At 73.4% G+C, this 19,235-nt stretch carries 17 protein-coding genes and 4 pseudogenes; 11 read left to right on the top strand and 10 right to left on the bottom strand.

The features are described 5' to 3' along the window. Positions 1-61 precede the first annotated feature (61 nt). Positions 62-445 (top strand): ATP-binding protein, encoded by a 384-nt coding sequence (locus GEV43_RS23785; protein ID WP_160822580.1) that lies wholly within the window; start codon positions 62-64, stop codon positions 443-445. A gap of 124 nt (positions 446-569) precedes the next feature. On the opposite strand, the gene GEV43_RS46955 is transcribed toward GEV43_RS23785, so the two are convergent. Next, positions 570-728, bottom strand: coding sequence for a hypothetical protein (locus GEV43_RS46955; RefSeq protein WP_164717209.1), 159 nt, complete (start codon positions 726-728; stop codon positions 570-572). 146 nt (positions 729-874) lie between these two features. After that, positions 875-1,720: an SDR family oxidoreductase gene (locus GEV43_RS23780; protein WP_160822579.1), complete on the bottom strand. Its 846-nt coding sequence runs from the start codon at positions 1,718-1,720 to the stop codon at positions 875-877. Positions 1,721-2,025: 305 nt separating this feature from the next. On the opposite strand from GEV43_RS23780, the gene GEV43_RS50865 reads away from it, so the two are divergent. Continuing rightward, positions 2,026-2,466, top strand: coding sequence for a cellulose binding domain-containing protein (locus GEV43_RS50865; RefSeq protein ID WP_241683020.1), 441 nt, complete (start codon positions 2,026-2,028; stop codon positions 2,464-2,466). Continuing rightward, the gene (locus GEV43_RS23775) at positions 2,463-3,599 is read left to right on the top strand and encodes a glycosyl hydrolase family 18 protein (RefSeq protein ID WP_309239807.1); all 1,137 of its coding nucleotides are present in this window, start codon (positions 2,463-2,465) and stop codon (positions 3,597-3,599) included. The genes GEV43_RS50865 and GEV43_RS23775 overlap by 4 nt, the downstream gene beginning before the upstream one ends. A gap of 53 nt (positions 3,600-3,652) precedes the next feature. Here the strand turns inward: GEV43_RS23775 and GEV43_RS48230 are convergent, their stop codons facing one another. The 3 genes and pseudogenes from GEV43_RS48230 to GEV43_RS23765 form a co-directional block, all read right to left on the bottom strand. Continuing rightward, positions 3,653-4,258, bottom strand: a complete 606-nt coding sequence (locus tag GEV43_RS48230; protein WP_206681253.1) for a hypothetical protein — start codon at positions 4,256-4,258, stop codon at positions 3,653-3,655. Continuing rightward, positions 4,237-4,755 (bottom strand): hypothetical protein, encoded by a 519-nt coding sequence (locus tag GEV43_RS48225; protein WP_206681252.1) that lies wholly within the window; start codon positions 4,753-4,755, stop codon positions 4,237-4,239. The genes GEV43_RS48230 and GEV43_RS48225 overlap by 22 nt, the downstream gene beginning before the upstream one ends. A 57-nt stretch (positions 4,756-4,812) precedes the next feature. Next, positions 4,813-6,032: pseudogene (locus tag GEV43_RS23765) on the bottom strand (MFS transporter). 639 nt (positions 6,033-6,671) lie between these two features. Here GEV43_RS23765 and GEV43_RS23755 point away from each other — a divergent pair. Next, a complete protein-coding gene (locus GEV43_RS23755; RefSeq protein WP_160822575.1) occupies positions 6,672-7,274 on the top strand; it encodes a hypothetical protein in 603 nt (200 codons plus the stop codon). Between the two features lie 122 nt (positions 7,275-7,396). Here the strand turns inward: GEV43_RS23755 and GEV43_RS23750 are convergent, their stop codons facing one another. Further along, positions 7,397-7,588 carry a CsbD family protein gene (locus tag GEV43_RS23750; protein ID WP_160822574.1) on the bottom strand — a complete coding sequence of 64 codons (192 nt, stop codon included), beginning with the start codon at positions 7,586-7,588 and terminating at the stop codon, positions 7,397-7,399. A gap of 592 nt (positions 7,589-8,180) precedes the next feature. After that, a pseudogene (locus GEV43_RS55060) lies at positions 8,181-8,525 on the bottom strand (sigma-70 family RNA polymerase sigma factor); the annotation flags it as partial. Between the two features lie 144 nt (positions 8,526-8,669). Between GEV43_RS55060 and GEV43_RS23740 the strand changes: the two are divergent. The 3 genes from GEV43_RS23740 (at position 8,670) to GEV43_RS47300 (ending at position 11,593) form a co-directional block, all read left to right on the top strand. Continuing rightward, complete coding sequence (locus GEV43_RS23740) at positions 8,670-9,824, top strand: alkene reductase (protein ID WP_160824739.1); 1,155 nt, start codon at positions 8,670-8,672, stop codon at positions 9,822-9,824. Between the two features lie 78 nt (positions 9,825-9,902). Continuing rightward, on the top strand, positions 9,903-10,529 hold the full coding sequence (locus GEV43_RS23735; RefSeq protein ID WP_160822573.1) for an RNA polymerase sigma factor: 627 nt from the start codon (positions 9,903-9,905) through the stop codon (positions 10,527-10,529). Next, positions 10,526-11,593 carry a CU044_5270 family protein gene (locus GEV43_RS47300; protein ID WP_175250124.1) on the top strand — a complete coding sequence of 356 codons (1,068 nt, stop codon included), beginning with the start codon at positions 10,526-10,528 and terminating at the stop codon, positions 11,591-11,593. Before GEV43_RS23735 ends, GEV43_RS47300 begins: the two co-directional genes overlap by 4 nt. Positions 11,594-11,617: 24 nt before the next feature. Here the strand turns inward: GEV43_RS47300 and GEV43_RS47295 are convergent, their stop codons facing one another. From GEV43_RS47295 to GEV43_RS23725, 3 genes and pseudogenes are all read right to left on the bottom strand, one after another. After that, entirely contained in the window at positions 11,618-12,154 is a 537-nt protein-coding gene (locus GEV43_RS47295; protein WP_175250123.1) for a phosphotransferase, read from the bottom strand. A gap of 176 nt (positions 12,155-12,330) precedes the next feature. Further along, positions 12,331-12,657, bottom strand: a pseudogene (locus GEV43_RS56225) (phosphotransferase family protein); the annotation flags it as partial. Then, positions 12,567-14,339 (bottom strand): glycosyltransferase, encoded by a 1,773-nt coding sequence (locus GEV43_RS23725; protein WP_160822572.1) that lies wholly within the window; start codon positions 14,337-14,339, stop codon positions 12,567-12,569. The pseudogene GEV43_RS56225 and the gene GEV43_RS23725, both read right to left, overlap by 91 nt. A 162-nt stretch (positions 14,340-14,501) precedes the next feature. On the opposite strand from GEV43_RS23725, the pseudogene GEV43_RS56220 reads away from it, so the two are divergent. The 4 genes and pseudogenes from GEV43_RS56220 (at position 14,502) to GEV43_RS23705 (ending at position 19,115) form a co-directional block, all read left to right on the top strand. Further along, positions 14,502-15,337 (top strand): annotated as a pseudogene (locus GEV43_RS56220) (SAM-dependent methyltransferase). Positions 15,338-15,424: 87 nt separating this feature from the next. After that, positions 15,425-16,201 carry a TIGR03620 family F420-dependent LLM class oxidoreductase gene (locus tag GEV43_RS23715; RefSeq protein ID WP_309239805.1) on the top strand — a complete coding sequence of 259 codons (777 nt, stop codon included), beginning with the start codon at positions 15,425-15,427 and terminating at the stop codon, positions 16,199-16,201. A 191-nt stretch (positions 16,202-16,392) separates the two neighbouring features. After that, positions 16,393-17,700: an alkaline phosphatase family protein gene (locus tag GEV43_RS23710; protein ID WP_160822571.1), complete on the top strand. Its 1,308-nt coding sequence runs from the start codon at positions 16,393-16,395 to the stop codon at positions 17,698-17,700. Positions 17,701-18,311: 611 nt separating this feature from the next. Beyond that, positions 18,312-19,115: an alpha/beta hydrolase family protein gene (locus GEV43_RS23705; protein ID WP_241683019.1), complete on the top strand. Its 804-nt coding sequence runs from the start codon at positions 18,312-18,314 to the stop codon at positions 19,113-19,115. Positions 19,116-19,235: the final 120 nt, after the last annotated feature.

Genomic DNA, 19,235 nt, shown 5'->3' with positions numbered 1-19,235 from the left:
GATCCTAAGCTCGAACGTGGCTGAATGTGTGCCGTATGCCACGGACGGTGAGGAGAGGCTGATGGCGGAAGCGGCGCACGGCGAGATCGTGGTGAAGCGGGATCTGGAGGCCGTGTCGGAGGTGCGCCGGCACGTGCGGCTCATGCTGGGCCGCTGGGGGATGGACGACTACGTGCCGTGCCTGGTGGCGAGTGAGCTCGTCACCAACGCGATCCGGTACGTCCACCACGGCGAGGTGACCGTGCGGATGGGCCGTACCGAGGAGGGGGAGGTGTGGCTGGAGGTGCAGGACGCCGGGCTCGAAATGCCGGGCGTCCGGGAGGCCGCGCTGACCAGTGAATCCGGGCGCGGCCTGTTCGTCGTGGAGCGGCTCGCGCGGTGCTGGGGCGTTCGGCCGCTGGCCGGGGACGCGGGCAAGGTGGTGTTCGCCGTGCTCAAGCCTTGAGGCGCATTCGACGTGGGCGCGGAGCCTGAGGGACGGCCGCTCCGCGGAGCCGGGGGCGCGTTGTCTACGGGTTAGCGGGGGTGGGCGTAGACAACGCGCGTCTCACGTGTCCCGGGCTATCGGATCAGGCGCGGGTGCTGTAGTCGCTGCACAGGATCGTGTAGCCGCCGTGCGTGCAGCGGGTACAGGTGCCCGCCTGGTAGGTCACGGCGTCGGACGGCACCGCGGACAGGGCGGCGGCGTCGATGGTTCCCGCGTCGCGGGGTTCGAAGTTCGCAGACATGAGTCATCCTCCGTTTTCTCACGAAGAGTTACCGTGCGCCTACAGTTAGCCATGGCCTGAAGACGGGCTCCAGGGGCGGAGCGTGGGTGTGGCGCTCCAGGCAGGGGGGCGTGGCCCTGCCGCGGGATTGGCGGGATCCGCGAGGGTCAGGGGCGGGCTGGTGTGGCGGGGGTGATGTCGTGGGCCTTCTGGACGAGGTCCGGGCGGTTTCCGTCGTTGAGGCGCCGGTCCCACTGGGCCTCGGTCTGGGCGCGGATCTGCGGCTCCATCTCGGCGGGCAGGACGTGCCGGTAGCGGGTGTCCTCGCCCAGCAGGACCTCGATCGTCTTCTGGAAGACGGGCTCCGGGTCGTACTGCTCGTGGGGGAAGGCGAGTGCCGGGTAGTCGAAGAGCCGCTGGGACGGGTCGTCCCGCCAGGACTTCCAGGTCTCGAACATGGTGTCGTTGAAGCCGGTGAGGAACGGGCCCGGGTTGATCGTGGCGACGGTGACGCCGAACTCGGCGAGCTCCTGGTCGAGGGCGTCGGCGAACGCCTCGACGGCGTGCTTGGACGCGGCGTAGGCGCCGGTGAACGGGTCCACCGTCAGGCCCGCGACCGATGACATGAAGACGATCCTGCCGCGGCGGCGGGCGGCCATCCGGCGGGCGAGGCCCTGGGTGAGCAGGACGGGGCCGAAGACGTTGGCCTCGAACTGGCGGCGCAGGCGGTCGGCGGGGATGTCCGCCGTGGCGCCGCCCTCGGAGACGCCCGCGTTGTTGAGCAGGACGTCCACGTCCCACGTCCAGGCGTTCTCCCGGTCGCCGGGGTCGGTGACGTCGAGCTTCTCGACCCGCAGGGCCGCGCCGCGCCGCGCGGCCTCGGCGCGTACGGCGGCGACCTGGGCGACGATCTCGACGCCCGCGATCACGTCGTGCCCGTCGGCGGCCAGGCGCAGCGCGACCTCCTGGCCGAATCCGGTGCCCGCTCCGGTGATGAGGATCGTTCCCGCCATGTCGGTGGCCCTTCCGTGTCCGCGTGTCCGCGTTTCCCCGTGGCGGCGAACGTTCCCCGGATCGCGGGCGCCATTGCGGGGCGTTGGCGATTTGTGCCAAGAAAACGAGGTCTTTGCGGTGGTTCGGCGTCCCACCTGCCGTGGTTGGCGGGGGCGGGCGGCGAGCGGTGAGAGAAGGGCTTGCCGGGCGGGGAATCGCTGGTTAACGTGCTCTCAAATTGATAGGAAACCTTCCTGTTCTTGTCGCGCTGACTCGGGGTTCGGGGGAATTCCGCCGGCTTCCCACCCTGCCCATGGAGTGAGTCTTGCGTTCTGTCCTCAGCGTCCTCGCGGCGCTTCTCATCGTGCTCCTCGTCCCGGCCGGCGCCCGCGCCGACGCCCGTGCCGACGCCCAGGCCGACGCCCCGACCGCGACGTTCGCCAAGCCCGCCGACTGGGGTTCGGGGTGGGAGGGCAGGTTCACCCTCACCAACGGCTCCGACACAGCGATCAACGGGTGGACGGTCGACTTCGACCTGCCGTCCGGGACGAGCCTCGGGGCGTACTGGGACGCCCTGCTCACCGCGAAGGGCTCCCACCAGACCTTCCGCAACCGCGACTACAACGCCGTGATCGCGCCGGGCAAGTCGGTGACGTTCGGGTTCACCGGTACGGGCCCGGGCGCTCCGGAGAACTGCGCGTTCAACGGGCAGCCGTGCGCGGGCGGCGTGCCGGGCGGCCTCGGGACGCCGGGCTCCCCAGCGTGACGGGCCGTACGGACACGTCCCTGACCCTGGCGTGGACGGCCGGCAGCGGCACGCCGACCGGGTACCGCGTCTACGAGGGCTCCGCGCTGCGGGCCACCGTGAACGGCACGACCGCGACGCTGTCGGGGCTGGAGAAGTGCTCGACCCACAGCTACACGGTCAAGGCGTACAACGACACCGGGGAGTCGGCCGCGAGCACGGCCGCGACCGGGACGACCAGCGGGTGCGCCACGGGCCCGCTCCCCAAGCACTTCCTCACGGGCTACTGGCACAACTTCGAGAACCCGGCCCGCGAGCTGAAGCTGTCGGAGGTGCCCGACCAGTACGACCTGGTCGCGGTGGCGTTCGGTGAGGCGACGGGCCGCGCCGGCGAGGTCTCGTTCCGGGTGGACCCGGGGCTGTCCACGGCGGTCGGCGGCTACACCGACGCGCAGTTCAAGGCCGACGTGGCGGCGCTGCACGCCAAGGGCAGAAAGGTCATCCTGTCGGTCGGCGGCGAGAAGGGCGCCATCCGGGTCGGGGACGGCTCGTCCGCCACGGCGTTCGCCACCTCGGTGCACGGCCTGATGACCGAGTACGGGTTCGACGGCGTCGACATCGACCTGGAGAACGGGCTGAACCCGACCTACATGGCGCAGGCGCTCCGCGACCTGCGGTCCAGGTCGGGCGCCGACCTGATCATCACGATGGCGCCGCAGACGCTCGACATGCAGTCCACCGGCGCGTCCTACTTCCAGCTCGCGCTGAAGATCAAGGACATCCTCACCGTCGTCCACATGCAGTACTACAACTCCGGCGCGATGCTCGGCTGCGACCAGAAGGTGTACGGGCAGGGCACGGTCGACTTCATGACCGGGCTGGCCTGCATCCAGCTGGAGAACGGGCTGCGGGCCGACCAGGTGGCGCTGGGCCTGCCCGCCGGGCCGGGCGCGGCGGGCGGCGGCGTGGTCTCCCCGTCCATGGTCAACAACGCCCTGGACTGCCTGGCCAAGGGCACCGGCTGCGGAACGTTCAAGCCGTCGCGCACCTATCCCGACATCCGGGGCGCGATGACGTGGTCCATCAACTGGGACGTCACGAACGGCGGCGGCTTCGCCAAGACCGTCCGCCCGCACCTGAACACCCTGCCGTAACCGCCGTTCCCGGCAGCGGGCCCCGCGCCTCCGGGCGCGGGGCCCCGCGCGGGTCAGCGGAGGGTGAGCCTCGCGGCGCGGCCGTGCTCTCCCGCCGCCCAGCAGCCGCCGTCGGACGCGCAGTCCACGGTGTCGTACGAGCCGGTGTCGAAGCGGGTCCAGGAGCGGCCGGCGTTGAGGGTGGCGTCGCTGCCCGTCGGGCCGACGGCGAGCGCGGCCGGGCCCGCGTACACCGGCCAGACCACGCCCGAGCGGTACTCGGCCGGAGGACGGGGCGCGGGACGCCACGTACGGCCGCCGTCGCTCGTCGTCGCGGCGGCGGACGGGGACGGCCGTCCCGGCTGGTAGTCGCCGCCCACGGCGATGCCGTGCCGGGAGTCGCGGAACGCGACGCCGAACACGCCCTGCGACGGGCCGCTCGGCAGCGGGGTGTCGGCGACCGTCCAGGTGAGCCCGCGGTCGCGGGAGTGGAACACCCGCGAGCGGGACGCGCCTCCGGTGGCCAGCCACACGTCCCGCTTCCCGTGGGCGACCAGGCACTGGCCGCTGGCGGCGAAGGCCGCCTCGCCCGCCAGCGCGGCGGGCATGCCCGCGTTCGGCAGGACCCGCCAGGTGCGTCCGGCGTCCGCGGTGGCGATCAGCCGGAACCGCCCGTCCACGGGGTCGCTGACGGCCAGCCCGTGCCGGGGGTCGGAGAACGTGAGGCAGTCGTAGAACGCGCGCGGGTCGTCGTTGCTGAAGCCGAGCGTCCAGGTGCGGCCCCGTCGGAGGTCCGGTAGACGCGGGACGCGTCGCCCTCCCCGATGGCCAGCACCACGGCGCGCCGCGCGTCGAACGCCTCGACGTCGCGGAACTCCAGGCCCTCCGTGCCGGGCGGGCCGACCCGCCGCCACGTGCGCCCGGCGTCGGTGGTGCGCAGCACGGTCCCGCCGCTGCCCGCCGCCCAGGCGACCTTCCGGCCGACCGCCGCGAGCCCGCGCAGGCGCGAATCCGTCCCGGTCGGCGTGAGCCGCCACCCCGGGCGGACGTGCGAGGCGGAGCCCGCGGGCCGTTCCCGCGCCTGGGCCGCCGCCGGTACCGCCAGGGGCGCCGCGGCCACCGCCCCGGCCGTCACGGCGAGCACCGTCTTCCGGACCAACGCCCTCATCGGGTTCATGCGTCGCAAACTAACGAAGGATGATCAGGCCGTCCAGGGCGCGGGCGGCGGGCCCGGTCACGGCCTGCGCCCCTTGAGGAGCGCCACGGCCGCCGCGAGGACCGAGATGGCCGCCGCGCCGAGGAAAGCGTCGCGGTAGCCGAGCCGGTCGGACGGGGCGAGGTCCGCGACCGACGCGAGCAGGGACAGGCCGAGCGCGCCGCCGACCTGCCGGGTGGTGTTGATCAGCCCGCTCGCGACCCCGGACCGTTCGGCGGGGACGCCCGCGACGCCGAGCGCGGTCAGCGGCACGAACGCGAGCCCGAGTCCCCCGCCGATCAGGACGGTCGGCCCGAGCAGGTCCACGAGGAACGTCCCGTCGGCGGGCACGCGGGACAGCCAGGCGAGGCCCGCGGCGAGGACCAGCAGGCCGGGGACGAGCGTGCCGCGCAGCCGTCCGGCGGCGAGCGGCGCGGCCATCAGCGCCAGCGCCAGCGGGAGCTGGGTGATCCCGGTGGCGAGCGGCGAGTAGCCGAGCACCCGCTGCTGGTAGAGCGGCAGGAAGAAGAAGGTGGCGACCCACACCATGCCGAGCAGCAGCATCGCCGCGTTGCCGGAGGCCACCCTGGCGACGCGCAGCAGGCCCGGCGGCACGAGCGGGTCGGCGGCCCGGCGCTCGATCACGGCGAACGCCGCGAGCAGCACGGCCCCGGCGCCGAGCGCGGCCGGGCCGCCCCTGCCGAGCCCGTAGACGACCGCCAGCAGGCCGAGCGTCACGGTCACCGCGCCCGGCAGGTCGAGGGTCCCGCCCCGGCGGGCCCCGTCGGACGGGACGAGGCGGGGCACGAGGACCAGCGCGGCCAGGGCGACCGGGACGCTCACCGCGAAGATCGCCCACCAGCCGAGCAGGTCGGTCAGCACCCCGCTGAGCAGCACGCCCGCCGCGCCTCCCGCCGCCGACACCGAGCCCCACACGCCGAGCGCCCTGCCGCGCGCGGGCCCCGCCGGGTACAGCGCCAGCACGATCGCCAGCGCCGCCGGGGACAGCACGGCCGCCCCCGTCCCCTGGACGGCGCGCGCCGCGATCAGCAGGCCCGCCCCGGCGGGGACGGACGCGGCGACCGAGCCCGCGGCGAACAGCCCGAGCCCGCGAGCAGGGTCCGCCGCCTCCCGTGCACGTCCGCGATCCGGCCGCCGACCAGCAGCAGCGCGCCGAACGCGACCAGGTAGGCGTTCACGACCCACGACAGCCCGGCGGGCGAGAGCGCCAGGTCGTCGCCGATGGCGGGCAGCGCCACGTTGACGATCGAGGTGTTCAGCGCCACCAGGAACTGGGAGGCGGCCAGCAGCCCGAGAACGGCCCCGCCGGTCCGCGCGGGCGCGACCACGACTCTCTCCACAAGAACCCATCTCCTTTGTTAGAAGTTATAACGGGAGTATGTGGCTCTAGTCCAAGGGAAGTCAAACGGCCCGGTCCCCTCGGGCCGCCGAGCGGTCCGGGCCGCCCGCGGGCCCGTGCCGTACAAGGGCGGGGGCGGGGCTCCCCAGGGAGGCCCTGGGCGCACCGGGCGGCCGGATCGCAGGCCCTGCCGCCGAATCACGCGTCGGCATGGTGCCGGGAAAAAAGATCTACCTAGGGCCGGGTATATGTGAGCACGCTTTGGCGTTGTCTTGGTATCAGCGGATGTAATTAACGCAAGGTCAGGGTCACGCGCCCTTGACCCCGCTGAACGAGAACCGTCGTGGCCCGCCCTGTAGGCGGGATCCCTTCGAGCCGCGTCGCGGCCGTCCCTTCCAGCGGACTCCTTCACGGCGGTCTTACCCCGAGCCCCTCAGCGGCTCGGTGCCGTTCCCCCTCAAGCCACGCACCGGACCCAGGCGTTCGCGTGCCCGGCACCGGAACGGCGCTCCCGATAAGCCGACGCAAAGGAATCGCCATGAACACCCGTGCCCTGAACCTCGCCCTGACCGCCGTCACCGGTAGCTGCCTCGCCGGCACCCTCGCCGCTGGCGTGGCCGCCGCGAGCAACGCCACCCCGGACCAGACCACGCAGGCCAAGGCGCCCGCCGCCGCGGTCGAGCACACCGCCCGCCACAAGGGCCACGGCCACAAGGCCGTCGAGAAGGCCGCGCCCGCCAAGCACAGCAAGGCCGTCTACAGCGGCAAGACCAAGGCGTCGTACTTCTGGGACGACGGTTCGTCGGTGAACGGCGACACCGGTGCCCCGGCGAGCGGCAAGCCGATGCAGAAGGGCCTGTTCGCCAGCCCGAGCTGGCCGCTGAACACCAAGGTCAAGGTGTCCTACAACGGCCGGAGCGTCACCGGGTTCGTCGGTGACCGCGGTCCGGGCGAGCCGTCCCACCGGGGCGTCATGCTGGACCTGGACACCTACACCTTCCGCCACCTCGTGGACGGCAAGAAGCCGAGCAGCAAGTACGACACCGGCACCTCGCAGGGCCACATCAACGGCCTGAAGTACGAGGTCCTGAAGTGGGGCAAGGGCGGCGGCGCCAAGGGCGCTCCCAAGCCCCTCGGATGACCGCGCGCCCCGATGAGGGCACCGGCGACCGTTGACCGACGGTAGAGCCCGGCCGCGACGCCACTGAACCGCCACCCACGGGTGGCGGTTCAGTCGTTTTCGGGGTACTTCCCGGGGAGGGGTCAGCGGCCGGTCCTGCGGATCTCCTTGGCCGTGTCCTTGACCCGCTCGCCGACCTGCTTGGCGCCGCCGGCCACGCGGTCCCTTCTGCCCTCCGCCTCCAGGTACGGGTCGCGCGCGTCGCGTCCCGCCCGCTCCTTGCTCCGGCCCTTGGCGCGCTGGGCTCTGTTCTTGAGCTTGTCGAGGAAACCCATGGTCCCTTCCTCCGAACCGTTGCCGTACGGGAGGGCCGATGCCCGCCGAGACGCGATCTATGCACGTGACGGCACGTCCGGCGCCTCCGCGCCCGGCCCGCGCCGTGCGCGGGCGGACGCTCAGCCGGGGCCTCCGGCCTCCGGGGCAGGACGGCCAGCTCCAGATCCCGGAGCCGGGCGGGGTCGGCGATGACGTCGTACTCGGCCACCCGGCCGTCCCGCAGCGTGAACGCGAGGACGATGAGCAGCCGGCCGCCGGGGCGACGACGGCGCCGACCGAGCCGTTCACCAGCGCGGGCTCGGCGAACCGCGCGCGGGGGCCGAGGAGCCGCACCTCCCGTACCACGGCGTCCGCGCCGCGGACCACGCTCAGGCGGTCCGGCGGGAGCGCGGCGCGGTCGGCCCGCCGCACGGCGTCCGGGGCGAGCACCGTGAGCAGGGCGTCGAGGTCGCCGGTACGGGCGGCGGCGAGGAACGCCTCGACCACCCGCCGCTGGCGGCCGAGCTCCGCGACGGGCGTCGCGTTCGCGCCCCGCACGCGCAGCCGCGCCCGGCTGGCGAGCTTCTTGGCGGCCACCGGCGTCCGGTCGAGGATCGGTGCGATCTGGTCGAACGGCACGGCGAACAGGTCGTGCAGGACGAACGCGACCCGTTCGGCGGGGCCGAGGGCGTCCAGCACGACGAGCATCGCGCGGCCGACCGCGTCGACGAGCACCGCCTCCTCCTCCGGGCCGTCGTCCGCCGAACGGGCGGGCAGGGACGGTTCGAGGGGGTCCTCGCGCCGGGACGCGCGGGTGCGGAGCATGTCGAGGCAGAGGCGGGACACCACGGTCCGCAGCCAGCTCTCCAGGTTGCCGATCCCGGCGGGGTCGGCGCGGCTGAGCCGCAGCCACGCCTCCTGGACGGCGTCGTCCGCCTCGGCCGCCGAGCCCAGCATCCGGTAGGCCACCGCGCGCAGCCGCGCGCGGTGCGCCTCGAACCGTTCGGCCAGCTCGTCGTGCTCGTCCATCGGTCACCTTTCCTCGCCGCGCTCCGTCTGCTTCGTGGGACCGACCGACGACACGACAGGGGAGAAAGGTCAATGATCCGACACGAGCAGGGTAGCGAGTGCGGCGGGCCGCAGCCGCTGCTGCGGCCGCTGGACCTCGGCGGCCTGCGGCTGCCCAACCGGGTGGTGATGGCGCCGGCCACGCGGGCCCGCGCGGCCAACGCGGACCTCGCGCCGACGGACCTGCACGCCGCCTACTACGCCCAGCGGGCGGGCGCCGGCCTGATCGTCGCCGAGGGCGCGTGGGTGAGCGAGCGGGCGATCGGCTTCCCGGACGTCCCCGGCGTCTTCAGCGAACGGCAGGTCGCCGGGTGGAGCCGGGTCACCGGCGTCGTGCACGCCCTCGGCGGCCGTATCGTGCTGCAACTCTGGCACACGGGCGCCAACTCGCACCCCGACCACCTCGGCGGCGCGCTGCCCTGGGGGCCGTCCGCGATCGACCCGGGCGAGGTGTCGCCCACGCCGTCCGGGCGCAAGGCGACCGTCACACCGCACGCGATGACGCTCGCGGACATCGAGCGCACGGTCGCCGACTACCGCGCCGCGGCGGAGAACGCGCGCCGCGCCGGGTTCGACGGGGTCGAGATCGCGGCCAACGGCACGTACCTGCTCGCGCAGTTCCTCAACCCGCGCCTGAACCGCCGCGCCGACGCCTACGGCGCGCGCCGCGACCGCCTGCCGCTGGAGGTCGTGGACGCGGTGACGGAGGTCTGGGGCGAACGGCGCGTCGGGGTACGGCTGTCGCCGTTCTGGTCCGAGGCCGACCGCCCTCGCGGGCCCCGTCCGCGCGGCGCCTACCCGTTCGCCTCCGACGAGGAGATCCGCGCGGGCCACGACCGCCTGGTCGCCGCGCTGGACGGACGCGCGCTCGCCTACCTGCACCTGCGCGGCCCGTCCCCGTCCGCGCCGGGCGCACGGCCGGACTTCGACGCGTTCGCCCGGTACCGCAAGCTGTTCAACGGGCCGCTGATCGCCAACAACGGGTTCGGGCGGGAGAGCGGGAACGCGATCGTGGAGGCGGGGCTCGCGGACGCGGTGTCGTTCGCCCGGCTGTTCATCGCCAACCCCGACCTCGTCAGCCGGTTCGCGCTCGGCCTCGAGCCCGCGGCCGGCGACGGGAGCACCCACTACACCGGCGGCGCGCGCGGCTACGTCGACTACCCGATCTGGCCGGCGGGCAGCGCGTGAACCCTCCCGGCCCTGATGGCAAAAGACGGTGTCCGCAGACAACGTCCGGAGGATGGCTGACATGAACAGAGCGGCTAGATGACCGCTGCCACGCAGACGTGTGCCGGCAGCGACGCGGAGGCCATCGAGGGGTCGCGGCGGGATCCCGAACGGTTCGCCCTGCTGTTCGACCGCCACGCGGGGCGGCTCCACCGCTACGTGGCGCGCAGGCTCGGCGACGGCGAGGCCGACGACATCGTGGCCGAGACGTTCCTCGTCGCGTTCCGGCGGCGCGGCGGCTACGACCTGGCGCGGCCCGACGCGCTGCCCTGGCTGTACGGGATCGCCTCCAACCTGATCCACCGGCACCGGCGCACCGAGCTGAGCCGGTACCGCACGTTCGCGCGCACCGGCGTGCTGCCCGACCCGCCCGAGGGCGTGGCGGAACGGGCGGTCGAGCGGGTGAGCGCGCAGTCGGTCGGGCGGCGGCTCGCCGGGGCCATCGCGGCGCTGCCCGCCCGCGACCGCGACGTGCTGCTGCTGGTGGCCTGGGCGGAGCTGACGTACGGGCAGGTCGCCGACGCGCTCGGGCTCCCCGTCGGGACCGTGCGCTCGCGCCTGAACCGGGCCCGTACCAAGGTCCGCGAGGCGCTGGGCGGCGCCGACCCGACCGCGTTCCACGACGAAGCAGGACACGACGACGAAGACGAGAGAGGCCGGCGATGAACGAGATCTCCGAGGTCCGCACGCTGTGGGCCGAGGCCGACGAGCCCGGGGCCGCACGGCTGGCGCAACTGCGGCGGCGGCTGGTGGACGAGGCGGACGCGCGTCCCGTTCCGGCGGCGGTCCCCGCCCGGCGGCCGTGGCGCGGATGGGGCGTGCGCGCGGCGGTCGCCGGCGGGCTGGGCGTCGCGGCGGCCGCGGGCTTCGCCCTGGTCCCGGGCGGCGACGGCGGTGGCGGTGTGCCCGGACTGAACGCGCCGCCGGCCAACGCGGCGGAGCTGCTCACCAGGGCCGCCGCGGCGGCCGAGTCCGGCGGCGGCCTCCACCCGCGCGGCGACCAGTTCGTCCACCACGAGCTGACCGGGGAGGAGATCACGATCGCGGACGGCGGCGACGCGTGGCTCCGCCGGGTGCGCTACGAGGAGTGGCAGCGGGCGGACGGGGCGTTCCAGGCGTTGCGACGCAAGACCCAGATCGGGGTGGCGCCGCTGCCCGGCAAGAAGCTGCCCGACCGCGCCAAGGAGACGGACCCGCCGGGCGCCGCGGACGAGATCCTGCCGTGCTCGTCCAAGCCCGCTACGGGCAACGCGCCGTACGCGGTGAACGAGAAGCTGCCCACCGACCCCGCCGGGCTGCTGGCCGTCCTCAAGGCCAACGCCGGCGGCCCCGCCGATCCCGCGACCGGCGGGAAGCCCCCGACCGGCGACGCGGCCACGTGGTCGGAGATCGGCATGCTCGCGAGCCGCCCGCTCCCGCCGAAGGTGCAGGCGGCCCTGTTCCGCGTCGCGAGCCAGGTCAAGGGCGCGCGCCTCGTCGGCCCGACGACCGACGCGGCCGGGCGGACGGGCGTGGGCGTCTCGTTCGGCGCGCGGGAGGGCGAGCGGCAGGTGCTGATCTTCGACGCGAAGACCTACCGCTACCTCGGCCAGCGCAGCGCCTGGACCGGCGGCGGCACCGCACCGCCGCGCGGTTCGGTCCTCAGCAACACCGCGCTGGCGTCCACGAAGGTGCTCGACACCGCGCCGAAGGCGGCCGGCGAGCACCCCTGCCCGACGCCCAAGCCGTAACCCGCGGCGCGCGCCGTCCGCCCTTCACTCCTGTGGGCGGACGGCGCGTTCGCAGCAGCCGGCGAGCACGGGCGCGAGGAGGGACAGGTAGCGGTCCGCCCACGTCTGGAACGTCCACGACTCGGGCCACCAGCGCAGGCCGCGGCGCTGGAAGAACTCCCACAGGAGCGCGCGGTCGAGCAGGACGTACGCGACGGCGCGTTCCGGGAAGCCCGGCCTCGGGGGCCTCGCGGCCAGGTACGAGCGCAGGAACTCGCGGGCGGGTCCGGCGTCCTCGTCCAGGTAGGAGCAGAGCGTTCGCGCCAGGTCGGACTCGGCGTCGCCGAAGTAGGACTGGGCGAGGTCGAAGACGCCGCTGACGGCCCACCCGCCCGCGTCGCGGCGGACGACCAGGTTCCCTTCCTTGTAGTCCTCCATGACCAGGCGGGGCTGGAACGGGACGGCCAGCGCGGACGCGCGTTCCGCGAGGCGGTCTCCGGTCCAGGCGAGGTCGGCCTCGGTGGTGGCGGACGGGTTGTGGCGCTGGGCGGTCGTGAGCCTGGCGCGGACACGTTCCGCCACCCATCGGTCGTAGGGACGCGCGGCGGCGTGCAGCGGAACGGGGTCGGGGAGGGCCCAGACGGACGCGTCCGGGGTTCGAGCGGGCCGACTGTCCCGGTGGCGGGGTAGTAGCGGCCCGGATGGGCCCAGGTGAGCTCGTGCATTTCCGCGAGATTGGCGCCGAGCGCCCGGGCCATCGCGATCCTGGCGGACGGACCCGATTCCTCGCCGACGTCGGACGGCCGTACGCCCGGCATCCTCGGCATGATGGCGTAGCTCCAGCCGAAGATGTCCGTGGACGGGTCGATCCGGTACGGCCAGGGCACGGGGACGCGCGTCCCCTGGTGCAGGACCTCGGCGTAGAAGCGCTCGGCCTCGAACTGCCCGGGATGGTTGGGGTCGCCGCGCAGCACGTACTCGCCGGTGCTGCTCGTCAGGAAGAGGTTCTGCCCGAAGTGCCCGTGCGGGATCGGTTCGGCGGCGACGAGACGGCCGAGACCGAACCGGTCGAGAGCGCTTTGCAACTGCCGATCGGCGATCCGGCCGAGGCGTTCCGAATAGGACCTGGCTGACACGGCCGCCCTTCCCGATGGCCCGCCCGCACTCCGAACCAGCTACGGCGGATGAAGCAGAGAAGCAGGACCCCGTAGTTGGCGACCCAGAATATCGACCCGAGGTCGATCTCGCTGGACAGGCCGCCCGGATACTTCTGGACGAGATGGCGCACGAGAGCCGCGACGCAGAGCGCGAGCAGCGCGATCTGCGGAGCGACCTCTTTCAGGTAGAGGCCGGCCCGCTGCTCCTTGCGGGTCACCCGGTATTCGGGCTTGCGGCCGGGCCCGTACAGAACGGCCCGCGCGCAGGCGTTGATGTAGACGAACGTCATGCCCACCCACATCTGCTTGGCGCGCCACACTTCGCGCCAGGACGTCCCGTTGCCCAGGACGAACATGTAGACGCCGAGCAGCGTGACGTAGAAGATCGAATAGGCGATGTGCGCGACGACGTCCGTCCGGAACATCCGGACGTCGCAGAGGAGGCACAGCGCCGGGGTCAGCATCAGCACGAGCGTCGGGACGCTGGATATGTAGAACAGGCCCGTTTCCAGGAATTGCAGCCGTTGCCGGAACGACAGCCCGCGAGCCGTCAGCGGCGACTTCCAGAAGAAGATCCTGAGCGTGTCGAGCGCCCACGTTCCGAGCTGCTTGTAGACGTTGGGGACGTCCTCGGGCGCGACCTGGCCCACGGCGCCGAGGACGGGAAGGTACGCACCGCGCAGGCCGCGCTGGAGCGCGAGGTAGCCGGAGTACAGGTCCTCGACGAGGTTCCAGGTGGGGAATCCGCCGATCAGTTCGAGGTGGGCCCTCCGCCACACCAGGCCGCTGCCGCACGGGAAGGCCGAGTCGTTCGCGGCGCGCGAGAGCATGATGCCGCGGTAGAAGAACCTGCGCCGGTTCCCGAACGGGTCGCCCGGACTCACCCGCGAGTCCTTGATCGTCTGGACGAACGCGACGCCGGGCCGGCGGGCGAGGTGGCCGACGGTGTGGCGCAGGAAGTCGGGGTCGCCCACCAGGTCGTCGGCGTCCCGCGTCTCGATGAACCCGATCGCCGGATGCGCGTCCGCGACGAAGGCGAGCATGGAGTTGAGATTGCCGTCCTTGGCGTCGCCCCGCCGTTCGGGCGTGTTCTTGCGCGGCGGCAGATGGTAATGGAGGACGGCTCCGGGATGCCGGTTCCTGAGGTCCTCGACCATTTCCCGTACGGCCGTCCGGTGCCCGTCGTCGCCGACCACGATGACGAGGCGTTCGTGCGGCCAGTTCTGGGCCAGCACCGATTCCAGCGTGCGCCGGACCATGGCGGGCGGCTCGTTGTACGTCGGAACGAGCACGGCCACGTCCGGCGCGGCGAACCGCTCGGGCCCGGGGACGTCCGGCGCCAGGCGGCGCCAGTTGGTGCAGACCGTGACGAACAGCAGAAGCACCAGAAAGACGTTCGCCGAAAGGAACGGGAGCGACAGCCAGAGGTCGGCGGCCCGCAGTTCGGCGGCGATCCACCCGACGTAGACGAACGACGCCGCCATCAGAACGACGCCCATCGCCCTTCTCAGCCGGTCGTCCCTCCACAGCGAGGGCAGGGGCGGGGGCGGGGGCGGGACGTGTTCCGGCGTGCCGTCGTCACCGGCGGGGTCGGCCTTCTCGGATCGCACCTCTGCGAGCGCCTCCTGAACCGGGGAGTGGAGGGTGCGGACCGGTTCGCGGCCCAGCCACTGGGACGCCGCCGGAGCCCTCCGGGTTCACCGCCCGGGACGTCCGGAAGATCTTGGTTGGCCGGTGCCGGGCGGAAGGGGTGTGGTTGGGTGGGGGCAAGCATGATCGAAAGGCGGTGGCGGGTGAGCGTTCCCGAGCAGGCACCACCGGGGGTGGACACCACCGTTCCGAGCGTCGCGCGGATGTACGACTACTACCTGATGGGCAAGGACAACTACGCGGTCGACCGGGAGGCCGCGGAGAAGGTCATCGAGGTCAGCAGGCAGACCGGCTCGGACATCAGGCTCGCCGCCCGCGCCAACCGGGCCTTCCTCGGCCGGGCCGTGCGGGCGCTCGCGGACGCGGGCGTGCGGCAGTTCCTCGATGTCGGCACCGGGCTGCCGACCCAGGAGAACGTCCACCAGGTGGCGCTGCGCGCGGCCCCCGACTCGCGCGTGGTCTACGTGGACAACGACCCGATGGTGCTCGTCCACGCGCGGGCGCTGCTCGCCGACAACCCCCGCACGACCGTCATCGACGGCGACCTGCGCGACCCGGCGGGCATCCTGGGGGACCCCGGCGTGGCCTCCCGGATCGACTTCGGCGAGCCGGTCGCGGTCGTGTTCTGCGCCGTCCTCCAGTTCGTCCAGGACGACGAGGAGGCCGCCGCGCTCGTGGGCGCCTTCCGTGAACGGCTCGCCCCGGGAGCCACATCGTCCTCTCGCACCCGTTCCCCGGCGAACGGCCGGGCGAGGAGTTCGAGGAGATCGGCCAGGTCTACACCAGGACCCCGTCGGGGTCCTTCACCCTGCGCGGCCGCGCGTCGGTCGGGCGCCTGCTCGCCGGGACCGAGCTGCTGGAGCCCGGCCTCGTCCCGGTGCAGAGCTGGCGCGGGGACGTCCCGCCCGACTTCACCGTCCCCTCGTACCTGGGCGGCGTCGGGCGCGTCCCGGCCTAGGCGGGGACGCGGCCCCGGCGGTACGGTGATCTTGTCGGCGGACCGGGTAGGGACGGTCCGACCGGAAACCGCGAGCCTGGGGGAACGATGACCGACATCAACGTGGGGCGGTTCGGGATCTGGCGGCCCGCCGCCGGCCTGGACGCGGAGCTCGCCGCGAACGCCGAGGCGCTCGGGTACGGGACCGTCTGGATCGGCGGCTCGCCGGACGGCGAGCTCGCCATCGCCGAGCGGATGCTCGCCGCGACCGACCGCCTCGTGGTCGCGACCGGCATCGTCAACATGTGGGCGACGCCCGCCGAGCAGGTCGCCGCGTCGTACCACCGGCTGAACGACCGGCACGGCGGCCGGTTCCTGCTCGGCGTCGGCATCGGGCACCCGGAGGCGTCGAGCGAGTACCGCAGCCCGTACGAGACGATCGTCGGCTACCTCGACCGCCTCGACGCCGAGGGCGTCCCGGTGAACGGCCGCGTGCTCGCCGCGCTCGGCCCGAAGGTGCTGCGCCTCGCCGCCGAGCGCGCCGCCGGGGCCCACCCGTACCTGGTCACGCCCGAGCACACCCGGCGGGCGCGCGAGGAGCTCGGCATCGGCCCGCTCCTCGCGCCCGAGCAGAAGGTCGTCCTCCAGTCCGACGCCACGCGCGCCCGCGAGCTCGGCCGCGCGAACGTCGCCGACATCTACCTCAAGCTGCGCAACTACACCGCCAACCTGAAGCGGCTCGGCTGGAGCGACGAGGACATCGCCGACGGCGGCAGCGACGCGCTGATCGACGCGATCATCGCGCACGGCGCCCCGGCCGGGCGGCGGCCCGCCTCACCGAGCACCTCGACGCGGGCGCCGACCACGTCGCCGTCCAGCTCCTGACCCCGCCCGGCGAGGACGTCCTGCCCGGACTGCGCGCGCTGGCCGAGGCCCTCGACCTGGGCTGACCCGCCGCCCGGCCGAATAGTGCCGAATCAATTTCATATTTATGCCCGGTCTCTGTGGGCCGATGTGCTTCCCCGGTGCCGTGGGGCTCGTGATACTGCTCTGCGGGCGCCACCGGGAGGAGAGCCATGGGCACCGAGGAACTGACGCGCCGCGGGTTTCTGGCGGGTACGGCGGGGGCGGCGATCATCGCCGCGGGCGGGTCGGCGGCGGCCGACGGCGGGCCCGCCGCGAGCCGCGCCCCGGCGGCGGAGCCGCCCCCGCCGGACGAGTCGGGCATCGACCACATCGTCGTGGTGATGATGGAGAACCGGTCGTTCGACCACTACCTCGGCTGGCTGCCCGGCGCGGACGGCCGGCAGGAGGGCCTCACGTTCACCGACGCGCAGGGGCGCGAGCACGCCACGCACCACCTGACCGTCCCGCACGGGTGCGGCTTCAAGGACCCCGACCACTCCTACGAGGGCGGACGGGTCGAGTACAACGACGGAAAGTGCGACGGCTGGCTGCGCGCCGGGGAGAACGACACGTTCGCCATCGGCTACTTCCACGGCGACGACCTCGGGTTCCACGGGCGCGCGGCGCGGGACTGGACGGTGTGCGACCGCTACTTCCCCGCGGTCATGTCCTCGACGTTCCCCAACCGGATCTTCCAGCACGCCGCGCAGACCGACCGGATCTCCAACACCTTCGCCATCTCGGAGCTGGCCACGATCTGGGACCGCCTGAAGGCCAAGCGGGTCCCGGCCCGGTACTACTTCAGCGACGTGCCGTTCACGGCGCTGTGGGGCCTGCGGCACCTGGACATCAGCCGGAACATCCAGGAGTTCTACAACGACGCGCGGCGCGGCGCGCTGCCCGCGGTGAGCTTCGTGGAGCCCGGCTTCCTCGGCGAGCTCGTCCCGGGGCTGTCGGAGGACGAGCACCCGCTCGCCGACATCCGCTTCGGGCAGGCGTTCCTCAACCGCGTCTACACGGCGCTGATCGACTCGCCGGACTGGGCCCGCACCCTGCTGGTGATCAACTACGACGAGTGGGGCGGGTTCTTCGACCACGTCCCGCCGCCCGCCGGGCCCGACCCGCGCCCCGACCTCGGCACCGGCCTGCGCGGCTTCCGCGTGCCGTGCCTGCTGATCTCGCCGCGGGCGCGGCGCGGCGCGGTCGCGCACGAGGTGTACGACCACACCTCGGTGCTGAAGGCGATCGAGTGGCGCTGGGGGCTGGAGCCGCTGTCGGTCCGCGACGCGGCGGCCCGCAACCTCGCCGAGGCGCTCGACTTCGAGAACCCGCCCGACCTGCGCGCGCCCCGCTACACCGTGCCCCGCCCGTCCACCCTCGGCTGCCTGGACACCGCGCACGCCCACACCGGCGACGACTGGCACGACCTGGACGCCTACGCGCGGCGGCGCGGCTTCCCCGGCCGACGCCACCGCTGACCGCACCGCCCGGCGAACGGGGCGCGGGATTCCCTCCCCGCGCCCCGCCCTTTTTTCTCGCATCGGCCTTTCTTCGGCCGGTTGATCTGCGACCGGAGCGGGAATATCCGGAACGGGAAACAATCTCCATAGGAGATCGTTCCCTTCCCGAGGACGCTTTTCCTTTCTGGAGCCGCACCACCCCGACCAGCAGCTCAGCGAGTGCGGGCGCTGGAACATCCCCGCACGTCCGGAGGCCGAACGCGCCGAACGCGCCGTTCCGCCGTTCCGAAGAGCACTTCCCGTCGTCGCCGCCACGCCGGGGTTCCGCCGATTCCTCCTTGGCGCGCACGACCCGCCGCACCGGCGCGCACCGAGCCGCCGGACGCGGCATTCCCCCCGCACCACCGGCCTTTCCACGGCCGTTCCCGAAAGGACCCGTAATTGGGTCGCAGCCTCACCCTCGCCGCACTGGTGGGGGTCTTCACCCTGCTTCTCTCGATCTTCGCGGCCACCCCGGCCGCCGCCCGCCCCCTGACCGCCGCCGCCCAGCCGAGGGTCGTCGCCGAACGGGCCGTCGCGCCCCGCACCCTGGACCTGACCGTCGCCTCCCCGCCCTCGGCCGGAACGGGATGGTCAGGCTCCTGCTGCCGTACGGCTGGTCCCGCACCGCAGGACGGACCTGGCCGGCGCTGTGGCTCCTGCACGGCGGCGTGGACGGCTACACCGCCTGGACGCGCGAGACCGACGTCCAGCGGCTCACCGCCGGCTCGGACGTCATGGTCGTCATGCCGGAAGGCGGCGCCTGCGGCAACTACTCCGACTGGTGGAACCACGGCCGGGGCGGGCCGCCCGCCTGGGAGACGTTCCACATGCGCGAGGTGCGCGGCATCCTCGAACGCGACTACCGCGCCGGAACGGCCCGCGCGATCGCCGGCAACTCGATGGGCGGGCTCGGCGCCATGCTGTACGCGGCGCGCTTCCCCGGCGCGTTCCGGGCGGCGGCCTCGTTCAGCGGCTACCTGCACACCCTCTACGGCCACCGGCCCGGCGACGACTCGATCGGCTGGGGCCCCTCGCTCGCCTGCCCCGGCACCGACTGGCGGCGCGTCTGGGGCGACCCGGACGACCAGGCCGCGATCTGGCACGCGCACAACCCGTACGACCTGGCGGGCGCCCTGCGCGGCGTCCGGCTCCGGGTGGCCTCGGGCGACGGCCGCGCCGGGCCGCTCGGCGGGCTGCCGTTCACCGATCCCGTGGAGGCCGCCGCGCACGACCACGCCGCGGCGTTCACCGCGCGGCTGGGCTCGCTGGGCGTCCCCGTCGCGACCCGCCTCTACCAGGGTCAGCATTCGTGGCCGTACTGGCAGCGCGAGCTGCACAACGCCTATCCCGCCCTCCTGCGGGGCCTCACGTCCGGTGTTGGAAACGGGTGACAATTCGGCGGGCGGGGATGCGCACTTCGGTGAGCATTCCTTTTCCCCGATTATGGACAGAATGGAAAGCACCTCTTGGCATCGCGCCGTCCTTCCCGCGGGGCGGCCGGTGCGCAAGCA

This window comes from Actinomadura sp. J1-007, assembly GCF_009793335.1.
Classification (GTDB): Bacteria; Actinomycetota; Actinomycetes; order Streptosporangiales; family Streptosporangiaceae; genus Spirillospora; species Spirillospora yumaensis.
The sequence above is the reverse complement of the archived record's forward strand: the minus strand, read 5'-3'. Positions and strand labels throughout refer to the sequence as shown.

Coding starts and splice junctions, on each gene's coding strand:
- GEV43_RS23785 (WP_160822580.1), top strand. CDS start 62: ATGGCGGAAGCGGCGCACGGCGAGATCGTGGTGAAGCGGGATCTGGAG.
- GEV43_RS46955 (WP_164717209.1), bottom strand. CDS start 728: ATGTCTGCGAACTTCGAACCCCGCGACGCGGGAACCATCGACGCCGCC.
- GEV43_RS23780 (WP_160822579.1), bottom strand. CDS start 1,720: ATGGCGGGAACGATCCTCATCACCGGAGCGGGCACCGGATTCGGCCAG.
- GEV43_RS48225 (WP_206681252.1), bottom strand. CDS start 4,755: ATGAACCCGATGAGGGCGTTGGTCCGGAAGACGGTGCTCGCCGTGACG.
- GEV43_RS23755 (WP_160822575.1), top strand. CDS start 6,672: ATGAACACCCGTGCCCTGAACCTCGCCCTGACCGCCGTCACCGGTAGC.
- GEV43_RS23750 (WP_160822574.1), bottom strand. CDS start 7,588: ATGGGTTTCCTCGACAAGCTCAAGAACAGAGCCCAGCGCGCCAAGGGC.
- GEV43_RS23740 (WP_160824739.1), top strand. CDS start 8,670: ATGATCCGACACGAGCAGGGTAGCGAGTGCGGCGGGCCGCAGCCGCTG.
- GEV43_RS23735 (WP_160822573.1), top strand. CDS start 9,903: ATGACCGCTGCCACGCAGACGTGTGCCGGCAGCGACGCGGAGGCCATC.
- GEV43_RS47300 (WP_175250124.1), top strand. CDS start 10,526: ATGAACGAGATCTCCGAGGTCCGCACGCTGTGGGCCGAGGCCGACGAG.
- GEV43_RS23715 (WP_309239805.1), top strand. CDS start 15,425: ATGACCGACATCAACGTGGGGCGGTTCGGGATCTGGCGGCCCGCCGCC.
- GEV43_RS23710 (WP_160822571.1), top strand. CDS start 16,393: ATGGGCACCGAGGAACTGACGCGCCGCGGGTTTCTGGCGGGTACGGCG.
- GEV43_RS23705 (WP_241683019.1), top strand. CDS start 18,312: ATGGTCAGGCTCCTGCTGCCGTACGGCTGGTCCCGCACCGCAGGACGG.